Below are 12,832 nucleotides of genomic sequence, written 5' to 3'. Positions count from 1 at the left end.
ATTCATCTAGAAATAGAATTAGAAAAATTGACATTTTCACCATAAAATTAATGTTGTTTAGCAAGTGATATATCAGATTGAAGTATCATTTACCCTCCGAAAATCCTCTCGTTTTATAATTTGATTTATAGAAACAATTTTTTTGTAATGTATATTAATTTATTATTATGATTGAGTTGAAAAAACCAATTGAACTATTGTCAGCTCCTAGAAATGACGGAGGAGACGCTGTAGCTTCTGCTAGTACAGTAGATGGTGGAGTTGCTTTTGTTCGTTGGGATCCAAAAGCTAGAGTTTGGATTATTGATGAAGATTTAACTGCTGGAGATGTACTTACCCTACCCCCTGTATCTGAAAAAATGCTTTTAAATATTAAAATAGATGTAGAAAAGGCTATTATTGAAGGGGCAAAATTAGCTGATGAGCTAGAATTAACTAAATTAAAACTTAGAAACGAAAAATATTTGAAAAATAAGAATAAGAAATAATATAACCCTCCTGTAAACCCAATCTTTGTGATAAGTTTTTTAATGGATCCTTTAAAGTTCATAAAAGACAATACGACAGGAATTAACTCATCAAACATCTCTCCTGATAAAAAAGTTGAAAAATTACTTATGGTATTTTCAACTGTTTGTGCAGCAACAGCTGTTCAACCAATACCATTTGCAGATATATTTGTTCTAACACCAATACAATTATATATGGGAACATTAATAGCTGAAGCTAGAGGATATAAATTTTCAATGTCAGAAATTTATAAAGAAATTATAGGATTATTAGGGTTATCCTTTTTGGCTCAACAAACAGCAATAGGTTTATATAAGTTGGGTTTGCCTTTTATTGGTGGATTCATGACCATACCATTGGTGTTTGTTTTAACCTATTCAATTGGAAAAGTTATGAATTTTTATTTTATATCAAAAACACAGGGTAAAACTTTAACTAAAGATGATTTAAAAAACTTTTTTAAACAAGCAAAAAAAGATGCAAAAAAAAATTTTAGTAAAGATGAGATAAAAAAAAGAACTCAAGAGGTTAGAGAACAGATGGATAATTACAAACCATCTGCCAAAAAGTTTGTGCAAAAGAATATAGATGAACTTGGTGTAATTTCAGTTTTATCAAAATTAAGGAATGGTGAAAAAGTTGTTACAGAAGAAGAAATTATCATTTTGGAGGCAATGATTAGATCAGCTAATAGAATAACAGATTTAGAAAGTGCTATTGAATTTGCCAAACAAACAGCAGCAAAAGGTTCGGAATCACTAATGGGTGCAGCAAATAATATTAAAGGTATTGCTCATGAGCTTAAATATATTAAAGAAGAAAATGAAGATGGTGACACTATTTTTGCATTCATGCCAGACAATACTAGTTACCCTAAATTTGATGTTTTAAATGTAGATAAGTTAACCGGTGTTCAAGAATGGGTTCAATTAAAAACGACTATGAATTCACAAGTGGTTTATGATTGGATAGAAAAATATCCAGGTTCAGAATCTAGTTTAAGAGTTAATGAAGAAATGGCTACAAAACTTGGATTTGAAAGCACAGGAATTAATGATCAAGAAATATCAATTGAAGTAGATGATTTTCTAAATAAATTAATACAAATGGATGAAGCTTTAATATCTAAAATTTTTATATTAGCTCCTCCTCTAACAATTATTGCTTCATCATTTGCTGTATATAATTTGTTCAAAAGGTTCAAAAATAATGATATTTCAAAAAAACAATTTATTTTTTTGTCAAGTAAGATAACAGGAATGAAAGCTGCAAAAATAATAACCTTAATGGTGCTTTTAACAGTACCTGTGGTTGGTCAGGTATTAGGTGTTTATTTAATTTCACAATTAATGCTTTCTGTACTAGGAGTTTCTGAAGTTACAAAAGAAAAATTATTACTACCTGCAAAATAAAATGATTTATTGAAAAAAATTATTTATTTACCCTCCCGTTTACCCTCTCGTTTTGTTTAATGATAAAATAAGTGTTGATAGACTTGTCAAACAATGGTCGGGGCGGCAGGATTTGAACCTGCGACCCTCTGGTCCCAAACCAGATGCGCTACCAGGCTGCGCTACGCCCCGATTGAGGTACTAATACATTAGATATCGATAATTTCAAAGAATAAAGAACATCAAAAATAAGGCTTTTTTACAAGAATCAGATATACATCATTTATGATCATCACTTGCAATAATTGTAATAAAAAATTCGATGTAGACTCGAGTTTAATTCCCGACATGGGTCGTTTATTGCAGTGTGCTAGCTGTGATCATAAATGGTTTTTTAAAAAAGTAGTTCCTGAAAACCCAGTAAGTTCAATTGATGAAGATATTGCTAATGATAATGCTAATATTTTTGAACAAAATAATTCACCGATCATTGATGTAGAAAGTGTATCAGATGCGTCTAATGACGAAATAGAAGTTAACTTAGAAGAAAAAAATAAAGAAAAAATTGAGATAAATAAAGGTGAAAGCAAACAAGTAAATACACAGCCAAAAAAACAAAAAAATTTTAAAATATTAAATATTTTTGTTGTATCAATCATCTCATTTGTAGCTTTTATAATTATTGTGGACACGTTTAAATATCCTATAGGGAAAATTGTCCCAAATATAGAATTTATACTTTATAATCTGTATGAAAGTATTAAAGATATCTCATTATTTATTAGAGATTTAATATAAAATTATGATTAAAAATCTTTCAAAGCCTTTTAAATGGTTTTTTCAATTAGAAGCAGCAAGTGGTCTTGTATTGTTAATTGCAGCAATTATTGCTCTGGTAATAAGTAATTCTAGTTTAAGTAATTTATATTTTGATACATTAAACCAATACCTATTTATAGGTATTAATGATTTCGGTTTAAAACTTTCCGTACATCACTGGATTAATGACTTATTAATGGCAATTTTCTTTTTCTTTGTAACACTAGAAATAAAACGAGAGTTTATTCAAGGTGAGCTTTCTAATTTAAAAAAAGCATTACTGCCAATTATAGGAGCGGTTGGGGGAATGGTAGTCCCTGCTCTAGTCTATGTTTTTATAAACCTTGATAATTCTGAAACATTGAATGGTTGGGCAATTCCATCAGCTACTGACATAGCATTTTCATTGGGAATTTTATCCTTACTTGGTTCAAGAGTTCCAATTTCTTTAAAAGTTTTTTTAACGGCTCTTGCTATAATCGATGATCTTGGTGCAATATTAATCATCGCTTTTTTCTACTCAGGTGACTTAAGCATAAGTTATTTAAGTTTAATCTTAATTTCATATATTTTATTACTTACTTTAAATAAATTTGGTGTTAAAAAGTTTATTCCCTATTTAATAATTGGTGCCTTCATGTGGTTCTTCACATATAAGTCTGGAATTCATGCAACTATAGCAGGTGTTCTTTTAGCTTCAACCATACCTCACAGAATTAAAGAAAAAGATTTCTCTTTATTAATTAAATTAGAACATGCAATCAGTCCTTACGTTGCTTTTATGATAATGCCTATATTTGCATTTGCTAATGCAGGCGTATCTTTGGAGGGGCTATCATTAACTTCATTATTAGAACCTGTTCCATTAGGTATTCTTTTGGGGTTATTCGTGGGTAAACAAGTTGGGGTTATGGTTGTTTCTTTCATTGCTGTTAAATTTGGTGTGGCGCAAATGCCAGATAAGTCTAGCTGGTTAAGTTTATATGGAGTTTCAATTTTAACAGGGGTTGGTTTTACTATGAGTTTATTTGTTGGAAACTTAGCCTTTGCTGAAAATATTCAGTATATTGATGGAGTAAAAATTGGTGTTCTTGCTGGATCCTTACTGTCTACTGTATTTGGATATTTTATATTATTGTATGCTTCTAAAAAATAAGTCATGGTTTATAAAAATAATTTATTAATTCTATTAATCCTATCTATGTTTACATTTTTTGAAAAAGTTGATGCTAAATACGAAAAGCTATTTTTTGATCATTCAATAAAAAATATAAATAATGAAACTATTGATTTAAATCAATACAAAGGAAAAACTATACTTTTAGTAAATGTTGCTAGTAAGTGTGGATTTACTAAGCAATATACAGGTCTGCAAGAACTTTATGAAAAGTATAAAGACAGGGGCTTCTATGTAATTGGCGTTCCATCAAATCAATTTGGTGGGCAAGAACCAGGCACTAATTCAGAAATTAAAGATTTTTGTGAAACTAATTTTAATATAACTTTTCCAATAACAGACAAAACTGATGTTAAAGGTAATAATGCCCATGACTTATATAAATGGGCAAAAAAAAATTATGGTAACTCAACTGTTCCTAAGTGGAACTTTCATAAGATTTTAATTAATAAAGAAGGAAAAATACAGGACACGTTCAATTCTTTTATTACACCAATGTCAGATAAGATAACAAAACAAATAGATTTAATTCTTTAAACTAACAGTCAAACCATCAAAACCAGGAATAATATTTTTGGGTAATTTTTTCTTAAGTTTTACATAATCTAAATCGCTATGCATATTTGTTAATATAGTTTTTTTAGGAGTAAGGATTTTAACTATTTCTAAAACCTGATTTAAATTGAAATGAGCTGAATGATTACGGTACCACAGACAATCAATAATTAGATATTCTAAATTTTTTAATTTTTTGAAATCTTTTTTAAAGAATAAGCTAATATCACTTGCATAGGCTAATTTATTGTTAATTAAATAGCAAATACTTTTAATCTTACCATGTTGAACAGGTATTGATTCAATTTTAATTTTTTTATCTTTAATTATAAATTCATGTTTTTTTTTAAGGCTATTAATATTTAAAGTTGATGGATAACCATAGGATGATTTAAAACAATATTTAAAAGTTGAAAGCAGATATTTCTTAGTATTAATGTCCGCATAGACTGGAATTTGTTTCTTGTTTATCAAAAAAAATGGTCGAAGGTCATTAATACCATGTGTCTGGTCAGCATGAAGATGGGTATAAAAAACTTTACTAATAGATTTAATTTCATTTTTTAGAAGTTGTGATCTTAAATCTGGCGATGTATCTATTAAAATATTTTGATCATTAAATTTAATTAGAGCAGAACACCTTGTTCTAAAATTCTTTTTATTATTTAAATCACAATCTCCAGAATATCCATCTGCTCTAGGTACGCCCAATGAGCTACCACTACCCAAAATGACAAATTTAAGAGACATTATAGATTAAAAAGTTTATTAAAATTTTGAGTAGTTAAATCTGACATTTCTTGATCAGTTTTTTCTTTTAAAATAGATAATTTTTCTAAAGTATATTTAATAAAACTTGGTTCATTTTTTTTTCCTCTCATTGGTATGGGCGCTAAAAATGGACTATCTGTTTCAACAAGCAGTTTATCTAAGGGAATATTTTTAAAAGTTTCCTGAAGTTCTAAACTATTTTTAAAAGTAATTATTCCGCTTGCTGAAAAAAAGGCATTTAATTCTATTAATTTATTTGCAAAATTTAACGAACCAGTAAAACAGTGCATCAAAATTTTAAGTTTTTCTGATTTATATGATTTTAAAATTTCATACGTTTCATCCTCTGCATTTCTAGAATGTATGATAATAGGCATATTAAGCTCTATAGAAGCCTCTATATGAGCTTTAAAGCTATCAATTTGCCTTTCTTTATTACTATGATTATAAAAAAAATCTAAGCCTGTTTCACCAATACCAATAATTCGTTCATTTTTATTTACTTGATTTGTTATATAATTTTTATCAATTAAATGACTTTTCTCAGTCTCATGGGGGTGAATACCAAAAGTTCCATAAATCATCGGGTCGGTTATAATAATTTTTTTTATCCTATCAAAACTTTCAGGTGTAGTGCATATGGTTAATAATTTTGAGATTCCGACTTCTTTAGATCTTTTTATAACTTCATTTAAATTTTCAAGTAAAGGTTCATGATCTAAATGACAATGAGAATCAATCATGTTTTTTTTCAATTTTTTTAAACATAATATCTATTTTGTTGATTGGTTTTCCAGATATTAGATAGTTATTGTTTGCGATAGATTCAAAATTAATTGCATCAATATTTAAATCAAAAATCTTTAAGGCTTTTTCTATTGAGCTTGGAATTATTGGATAAAGCATAAATGAAATTTTTCTAATCATTTCTAAAGATGTATAGACAATGGTATTCAATCTATGTTTATCATCTTTTTTTTTCCAAGGTTCTTGATCGTTAAAATACTTATTTGCTTCAAATAAAGCACTAACAATGAAATTAATATAATAATTAATATTTTGATTATCAATTTCAGTTCGTATTAGATCTAAATTATCAGTAAATTTATTTAGCATCACTAAATCTTCATCATTAAATTTTATATTATCTGGTACTAATGAAGAGCAATTCTTCTCAGCAAATGCAGTCACTCTTTGACATAAATTACCATAATTATTAGCCAAATCACTATTGATACAATCCTCTAATCTATCTTGTGAAATATTACCATCATTTCCAAATGAAACTTCTTTAATCAAATAATATCTTAATGGATCAAGTCCATAAATTTCGATAATATCTAAGGGATCAAGAATATTTCCTTTTGATTTTGACATCTTTTCATCACCAGATAAAATCCAGCCATGACCATATACTTTCTTAGGTAAAGGTATTTTTGCAGCCATTAAAAATGCCGGCCAATAAACAGAATGAAATCTTAATATATCCTTACCTATTAAATGAAGAGATGCAGGCCAAAATTTTTTAAACAGCTCATCATTTGTATCTGGGTAGTTTAAAGCACTTATGTAATTGGTTAGAGCATCAAGCCAAACATAAATTACATGATCTTGACTATTAGGAACTTTGATGCCCCAAGAGAATGCTTTACGGCTTATGGATAAGTCTTTTAACCCACCTTTTACAAAACTAATTACTTCATTTTTTCTGGATTTTGGTGAAATAAAGTCTGGATTTTTTTCATAATATTTTAGTAGTTCATCTTGCCACTTAGATAATCTAAAAAAATAAGACTCTTCCTCTATCCATTCAACCGAAGAACCAGATGAAATGGCTATTTTAACGTTTTCTTTCACAATAATTTCTTCATCACTGTAATAAGCTTCGTCAGAAACAGAATACCAACCAGAATATTTTGATAAATAAATATCGTCATTTTTTTCAAGTTCATTCCACAGATGTTGAACTGTTTTTTTGTGTCTTTCTTCAGTAGTTCTAATGAAATCAGTATTAGATAAATTTAATGTTTTTGAAAGATCTCTAAACGTTTGACTAATTTCATCACAAAAAGTTTGAGGATCAATTTTTTTTCTCTCTGCTGCTCGTTGTATTTTTAAACCATGCTCATCCGTACCTGTTAAAAAATGAACATTGAACCCATCTATACGTTTAAATCTTGCAAAAAAATCAGCAACAATACTTGAGTATGCATGACCCATATGGGGTCTCGCTGAAGGATAATAAATTGGTGTAGTTATATAGTAATTTTTATCCATTTATAACAATTTTGATTTAAATTCTAAAAATAAACTTTCTTCGTCTAGATTAAATTTTTCCGTATTATAAATTTTTTTTATAAATCTTTGATAAAAATTAATTAATGTAACCTTTGAATTTGTTAACAGATATTTTTTCAAAAAGAATAGCTCGATTAAATTTATTAATAAAATTTTGACAGGTTTATTTTTCTTATAGTAATTATTTTCTATTATCGAACTTATAAAACTTGAAATAGTGTGATCCTTTAAATTAATAGATTTTTCTTCTGCAAAATTAAACAAACTAATAATTTCACCGGGTGAATTATAAAAACTTAGTAAGTCATAATTAATAAAATCAAGTACATTTTTATCCAGTATTAAATTTGAAATACTTAAGGACTCATTAAATGTAAAATTAATCTTGAATGTTAAACATCTTGATTTTAGTGTGGGTAGTATATTTTTTTCACTATTATTTATTAAGATAAAAAAAACATTTTCATTTGGTTCTTCAATAATTTTAAGTAATGCGTTGACAGAATTCTTATTTAGATTTTCAACATTATCTATTAAAATAAATCTTGCCATATTATTAAATGTTGATTTATTTGTGTAACTAATCATTTCACGTATTTGACCTACATCAATGCTTTTTTTTTCTGTTAATAAATCTATTAAATAGAAATTTGGATGGGAGTTATTTTGCAAAAGTTTATAAGATTTATTGTCCTTATGGATGCAAAAATTTTCTAAATTATATTTATAATCCTCATTTTCGGATAAAATATAGTTGATTAAATGATAGGCTAATGTTGATTTTCCTAATCCTTTTTTTCCAGACAGTAAAATTTTATTAGGCAATTTTTTGTGCTTATATAGTCCACTTAATTCATGAAAAAAATTTTCCATACCATAAATTTTAGTGTTTTCAGATGGTTTTAAATTCATAAATCTAAATTAAGTCTTTAATTTTATTTAATATTATATTTTCATTAAGATCTATATCTAGATTTGAATTTATTCTAATATATTTTTTAGGATTTTTTTTTAATATCTTTATAAAACCATTTTGTACTTTTTCATAAAATTTACTGTTAAATTTATCATATCTGTTAAGCTTTTTTCTTAGTTTAAGCCTTTTTTTCATATTTGATAAATTTACTGTATTTAAAAAAGTAAAATCAATTTTAATATTTTTTAAAAGATGGTCGTTAATATTTTGTATTAACTTAAGGTTTACACCCATACCATAATGCTGATAGGCAATCGTTGAATCTGAAAACCTATCTATCAATATTATTTTTTTACCAAAATTTTTTCTTATAATTTCCATATTTTCACTTCTTGCCGAAAGATAAAGTAGTAAGTCAGTTTCTTTATTAAATGTAGATTTGTTATTAAGAATAAGGTTTCTTATTTTTTCTGAATTTGTACTGCCACCAGGTTCTCTAATTTGAATAAATTTAATCCTTTTACGTGTTAAGTAGTCAGCAACATTTTTAATATGATGAGATTTACCTGTCCCCTCTATACCTTCAAATACAATTATTGGTTTTTTAGACATCGCCCCAAATTAAAAAATTAATTGATTTCATTAACCTTGAAAAAACATTTAATTTCTTAACATCTTCATAAGCAAGTAGATCATATTCTTCAATAAGTTCACCATCAAAGATTAGCTTTAATTTTCCTAAGATATCATCCTTTTTAATAGGTGCTTGAATTGGACCATTATAATTCAATGATACCTTCAATAGTCTTTTTTTTGCTTTAGGAATAGTTTTGTAGATATCGTTTTTTATATAAGTTTTAACAGTATCCTTTTTACCCAACCAAACATCAATGTCTTCTATTGGTGTGTTTGCTTTTGTAATTTCAACCAGGTCAAAATTAGTTAAACCCCATGTTAAAAGTTTGGCACTTTCACGAGATCTATCATTTTTAGTATTGAAGCCACTACCTACAGCTATTAGTCGTCTTCCATTTCTTTCAACAGATGATGCCAGTGAATATTTTTCAACAGTTAAATAACCAGTTTTAATTCCATCTGCCCCAAGGCTTTTATATAATAACGGATTTCTATTACCTTGAGTAATGGGATCACCCCCTGTTCTATCCCAAGTAAATTCCTTTTCTGCAAAATACTTATATTCTTCAGGAAACTCTTTAATAAGATAATTAGACATAAGCATAATATCTCTTACAGTTGATAGGTTTTCAGTATCATTAATACCTGATGAATTAGCAAAATTAGTATTATTCATTCCTATTTCTTTGGCTTTCGCTGTCATCATCACTGCAAATTCATCCTCTGTTCCAGCTATACCTTCAGCTAACGCAACACAAGCATCATTACCAGATGCAACAATTATTCCCCTAAGTAAATTTTCCACACTAACTTCATCACCAACCATTATAAACATTGAAGAATAGCCAGCTGATGAAAGTCTCCAGGCATTCTCTGATACTAAAAATTTTTCATCTAAACTTAGGTCACCACTTCTAATTAAATCAAACGCAATAATGGTTGTCATAATTTTTGTCATTGATGCAGGATAAATTGTTTTATCGGCATCTTTTTCAAATAATATTTCACCAGAAAGATAATCTTGTAATATTGCAGTTCTAGCCTTTACATCAAATGCTGCATTAGCATTAGTTGTTAGTAAGAGCGTCAATAAAATCGTTATAAATCTTAATTTAATCATTTTTAATAATCTCAATATTTTCAAATTCAAGTATGCTTATATCATTAAATGATTTTTGTAGAGAGTTAATGTTATTAAAAGGACCTGCATATACTCTATATTTTTTTTCATTAATTTTTTTGATTTTGACATTTTTAATCATGGTTTCTTTTACGATTCTATCAACTAACAATGATGCTGTATCATTAAAATAAAAATCGGCTATTTTTATTTCATAAGAAAATTTTTTACTTAATTCATTTTTAGTGTTTGTCTGTTTAGTGCTAAGATCACTAATATTAATATTGTTAACTGGTGCTTTGTTAGCAACTTTTTTTTCTTCTTCAAATGTTTTTGCTCTTTTTGCAACAAATATTGCATCTTCTAGGACCTGTAAAATCTCTACATAAGGTTCATTTTCATTCAAACCAATTTCATCTGCTATTCTCAATGATAATACTGCATTGTTAAATAAAGGATAATCAGCATTACTACCAACAGTACCTATAATAGATTTGTTATTTAAAATATTAGTAATTTTAACAATTGTATTTTTTTTTAAATTTTTTTGAAAAATAACTAAGCTTCGTTCATCAATTTTTTTGGAAATAACCTTATCATAATAAAGTTTATCATTATATATAAGACTAAATCCTTTATTTATAAATGGATTTTCTAATGAATTAAGATTTTTATTTTTGGTTGTGGTTGTTGCTGTACAGTTATTTAATAAAATTAAACAGCATAAAATTAATAGTTTTTTATAAAGCATTTTCAAACTTTTCTTTTAATGTGCATACTGCGAGACTGAATCTTAAAGATCTATTCCATTGTAGTATTTTTTCATAATTATCAAAAACTATGTAGGCTGGATCTAAGTTTTGTGCATCTGGTATTATATCTTTGTCTGGCGTTATTATTGATGCAATCAAATTTTCATTAATAGAATTAAAACTATCTTCATTAATTATATATTTCTTTAAAAGTTTAAATTTAATTTTATTGTGAAGTTTTTTTGCAGATACATTTAATATATTGTTAGGTATATTTTCTTTTAATTTGACTTTAATGAAACAAGGTTGGTTTTTTTTCCATCCTATTTTATTTATGTAGTTAGCTGCAGATGCAAATGAATCTTTAGTTGATTTAAGCTCAATAATGTTATTTTTATCATAGTCTATTGCATAGTTGTCTATTGTAGATGGCATAAATTGAAAAAAACCAAAGGCACCTGCCCATGACCCATATAAAATGTTATGGTTTATTTTCCCCTCATCTATTAATTGAAGAATAGTAATTAATTCTTTGGTAAAGAAATCAGATCTACGTTGATCATAACTTAAAGTTGCAAGTGATGATAATATATCCATTTTTCCAACATAAGTTCCAAAATTAGTCTCTATTCCCATTAATGCTAAAAGCAACTCTTTCTCAACAGAAAATTTATTGTCGACAGAATTTATGAAATCTTTATTTAATTCATAAAGTTTAATGCCCGCACTTACTTTTTGTTTAGAAGTTCTTTTGGATATGTAAGTTTTGGTATCTTCATAAAACTCAGGCTGAAAACGGTCATATTTTATTACATCAGGTAAAAACACAACATCAGACATTGCTAAATTGAATGTCTTTTCTGAGATTTTTTTTTCTAAAGCATAAGCTTTGAAATTAACCAACCACTCCTTAAATTCTTTTTCATTGGCATATAGTGTTCCGTGAATAAATGTGAAAAATATAATTATAAAATATTTAATTATGTTCATATAAATCTTTTAAATAAATAATTACAGCAATCCATATTAAAATGAAACTTAATGATTTATCAAAAGAAAAAGCCTCATCATAATAAAAAAAGCCCAATAAAAATTGAAATGTTGGGGTTATGTAGAAAATCATTCCAGTGGGTCCAAGGCCACACAACTCAACACCTCTTACATATAGAAATAGAGGTATAACAGTCATTGGTCCAGCTAACATTAGTATAAACATCAATGAAGGCTCGTTAATACTAAAAATATTTAAATTATTTTTAAAAAGTAAAAAAAAAGCAAATAATGCAAATGGTAGTATAAAAAGACTTTCTATTAAAAGTCCAACATCGGTATCAACATTTACTTTTTTTCTAAGAAGATTATAAAAACCCCAACTTAGAGCTACAATTATTCCAACCCATGGTATCGAATGAAAACTTTTAAATAAAAGAAATGAAATAGACAGCAAAACAAGAAGTATGGAAAGACCTCTTCTTTTATTAATTTTTTCACCATAAAAGATATATCCCAGGAATACGCTTAAGATTGGCATAATAAAATAACCAAAGCTTGCATCGATAATTTTTTCAGTACCCACTGCATAAATCCAGGTTGCCCAATTTATAAAAATTAGTAAGCTTGAAAAAAATAAATAAATTATATTTCTTTTATTTTTTATAATTTCAAAAAAAATATCCCATTTAGAAAAATAAAAAGTAGTTATTATTAAAGCTACAGATGTCCACACACAACGATGGATCACTACCTCTATAGAGCCTGCAAATGAAATATATTTGAAGTAAATAACACCAATAACACCCCACCAAAAAGAACCTAGTGCAGTTAATCCTATACCTGTATTGAATTTTTGCTTTTCCACAGTAATAAATTTATACCTATTAAATGATT

14 protein-coding genes and 1 tRNA gene are annotated in these 12,832 nt (G+C 27.2%); 5 read left to right on the top strand and 10 right to left on the bottom strand.

Translation table 11 applies throughout. The features are described from left to right. The first annotated feature begins 167 nt into the window (after window positions 1-167). Window positions 168-488: a hypothetical protein gene (locus tag AC5SL4_RS03095; protein ID WP_494587572.1), complete on the top strand. Its 321-nt coding sequence runs from the start codon at window positions 168-170 to the stop codon at window positions 486-488. Window positions 489-530: 42 nt separating this feature from the next. Then, complete coding sequence (locus tag AC5SL4_RS03090; RefSeq protein WP_494587571.1) at window positions 531-1,922, top strand: YcjF family protein; 1,392 nt, start codon at window positions 531-533, stop codon at window positions 1,920-1,922. A gap of 94 nt (window positions 1,923-2,016) precedes the next feature. Here the strand turns inward: AC5SL4_RS03090 and AC5SL4_RS03085 are convergent. Then, window positions 2,017-2,093, bottom strand: a tRNA-Pro gene (locus AC5SL4_RS03085). A gap of 93 nt (window positions 2,094-2,186) precedes the next feature. Between AC5SL4_RS03085 and AC5SL4_RS03080 the strand changes: the two genes are divergently transcribed. The 3 genes from AC5SL4_RS03080 to AC5SL4_RS03070 are packed head-to-tail and all read left to right on the top strand — an operon-like array spanning window position 2,187 to window position 4,434. Further along, window positions 2,187-2,699 carry a zinc-ribbon domain-containing protein gene (locus AC5SL4_RS03080; RefSeq protein WP_494587570.1) on the top strand — a complete coding sequence of 171 codons (513 nt, stop codon included), beginning with the start codon at window positions 2,187-2,189 and terminating at the stop codon, window positions 2,697-2,699. A gap of 4 nt (window positions 2,700-2,703) precedes the next feature. After that, a complete protein-coding gene (gene nhaA, locus AC5SL4_RS03075) occupies window positions 2,704-3,876 on the top strand; it encodes a Na+/H+ antiporter NhaA (RefSeq protein WP_018414126.1) in 1,173 nt (390 codons plus the stop codon). A 45-nt stretch (window positions 3,877-3,921) separates the two neighbouring features. Beyond that, entirely contained in the window at window positions 3,922-4,434 is a 513-nt protein-coding gene (locus AC5SL4_RS03070) for a glutathione peroxidase (protein WP_006996916.1), read from the top strand. Here the strand turns inward: AC5SL4_RS03070 and AC5SL4_RS03065 are convergent. From AC5SL4_RS03065 to rarD, 9 genes are read right to left on the bottom strand one after another with little or no spacing between them, the layout of a single operon-like run. Then, a complete protein-coding gene (locus tag AC5SL4_RS03065; RefSeq protein ID WP_494587569.1) occupies window positions 4,423-5,202 on the bottom strand; it encodes an MBL fold metallo-hydrolase in 780 nt (259 codons plus the stop codon). The two genes, AC5SL4_RS03070 and AC5SL4_RS03065, sit on opposite strands and share 12 nt — an antisense overlap. Beyond that, window positions 5,202-5,966 (bottom strand): TatD family hydrolase, encoded by a 765-nt coding sequence (locus AC5SL4_RS03060; protein ID WP_271564272.1) that lies wholly within the window; start codon window positions 5,964-5,966, stop codon window positions 5,202-5,204. The genes AC5SL4_RS03065 and AC5SL4_RS03060 overlap by 1 nt, the downstream gene beginning before the upstream one ends. Continuing rightward, window positions 5,959-7,500, bottom strand: coding sequence for a methionine--tRNA ligase (gene metG / locus AC5SL4_RS03055; RefSeq protein ID WP_494587568.1), 1,542 nt, complete (start codon window positions 7,498-7,500; stop codon window positions 5,959-5,961). Before metG ends, AC5SL4_RS03060 begins: the two co-directional genes overlap by 8 nt. Continuing rightward, window positions 7,501-8,433 carry a DNA polymerase III delta subunit-related protein gene (locus tag AC5SL4_RS03050; RefSeq protein WP_494587567.1) on the bottom strand — a complete coding sequence of 311 codons (933 nt, stop codon included), beginning with the start codon at window positions 8,431-8,433 and terminating at the stop codon, window positions 7,501-7,503. Between the two features lie 4 nt (window positions 8,434-8,437). Then, window positions 8,438-9,049 carry a dTMP kinase gene (gene tmk / locus AC5SL4_RS03045; RefSeq protein ID WP_494587566.1) on the bottom strand — a complete coding sequence of 204 codons (612 nt, stop codon included), beginning with the start codon at window positions 9,047-9,049 and terminating at the stop codon, window positions 8,438-8,440. After that, window positions 9,042-10,193 (bottom strand): D-alanyl-D-alanine carboxypeptidase family protein, encoded by a 1,152-nt coding sequence (locus AC5SL4_RS03040; RefSeq protein ID WP_494587565.1) that lies wholly within the window; start codon window positions 10,191-10,193, stop codon window positions 9,042-9,044. Before AC5SL4_RS03040 ends, tmk begins: the two co-directional genes overlap by 8 nt. After that, window positions 10,186-10,944, bottom strand: coding sequence for a hypothetical protein (locus tag AC5SL4_RS03035; RefSeq protein WP_494587564.1), 759 nt, complete (start codon window positions 10,942-10,944; stop codon window positions 10,186-10,188). Before AC5SL4_RS03035 ends, AC5SL4_RS03040 begins: the two co-directional genes overlap by 8 nt. Continuing rightward, window positions 10,934-11,935, bottom strand: a complete 1,002-nt coding sequence (locus tag AC5SL4_RS03030; protein WP_494587563.1) for a lytic murein transglycosylase — start codon at window positions 11,933-11,935, stop codon at window positions 10,934-10,936. The genes AC5SL4_RS03035 and AC5SL4_RS03030 overlap by 11 nt, the downstream gene beginning before the upstream one ends. Beyond that, the gene (rarD, locus tag AC5SL4_RS03025; RefSeq protein ID WP_494577367.1) at window positions 11,922-12,803 is read right to left on the bottom strand and encodes an EamA family transporter RarD; all 882 of its coding nucleotides are present in this window, start codon (window positions 12,801-12,803) and stop codon (window positions 11,922-11,924) included. The genes AC5SL4_RS03030 and rarD overlap by 14 nt, the downstream gene beginning before the upstream one ends. Window positions 12,804-12,832: the final 29 nt, after the last annotated feature.

This window comes from Candidatus Pelagibacter sp. PS_02 (assembly GCF_059418065.1).
This window is presented reverse-complemented; position numbering and strand designations above follow the sequence as displayed.

Coding starts and splice junctions, on each gene's coding strand:
- AC5SL4_RS03095 (WP_494587572.1), top strand. CDS start 168: ATGATTGAGTTGAAAAAACCAATTGAACTATTGTCAGCTCCTAGAAAT.
- AC5SL4_RS03090 (WP_494587571.1), top strand. CDS start 531: ATGGATCCTTTAAAGTTCATAAAAGACAATACGACAGGAATTAACTCA.
- AC5SL4_RS03080 (WP_494587570.1), top strand. CDS start 2,187: ATGATCATCACTTGCAATAATTGTAATAAAAAATTCGATGTAGACTCG.
- nhaA (WP_018414126.1), top strand. CDS start 2,704: ATGATTAAAAATCTTTCAAAGCCTTTTAAATGGTTTTTTCAATTAGAA.
- AC5SL4_RS03070 (WP_006996916.1), top strand. CDS start 3,922: ATGTTTACATTTTTTGAAAAAGTTGATGCTAAATACGAAAAGCTATTT.
- AC5SL4_RS03065 (WP_494587569.1), bottom strand. CDS start 5,202: ATGTCTCTTAAATTTGTCATTTTGGGTAGTGGTAGCTCATTGGGCGTA.
- AC5SL4_RS03060 (WP_271564272.1), bottom strand. CDS start 5,966: ATGATTGATTCTCATTGTCATTTAGATCATGAACCTTTACTTGAAAAT.
- metG (WP_494587568.1), bottom strand. CDS start 7,500: ATGGATAAAAATTACTATATAACTACACCAATTTATTATCCTTCAGCG.
- AC5SL4_RS03050 (WP_494587567.1), bottom strand. CDS start 8,433: ATGAATTTAAAACCATCTGAAAACACTAAAATTTATGGTATGGAAAAT.
- tmk (WP_494587566.1), bottom strand. CDS start 9,049: ATGTCTAAAAAACCAATAATTGTATTTGAAGGTATAGAGGGGACAGGT.
- AC5SL4_RS03040 (WP_494587565.1), bottom strand. CDS start 10,193: ATGATTAAATTAAGATTTATAACGATTTTATTGACGCTCTTACTAACA.
- AC5SL4_RS03035 (WP_494587564.1), bottom strand. CDS start 10,944: ATGCTTTATAAAAAACTATTAATTTTATGCTGTTTAATTTTATTAAAT.
- AC5SL4_RS03030 (WP_494587563.1), bottom strand. CDS start 11,935: ATGAACATAATTAAATATTTTATAATTATATTTTTCACATTTATTCAC.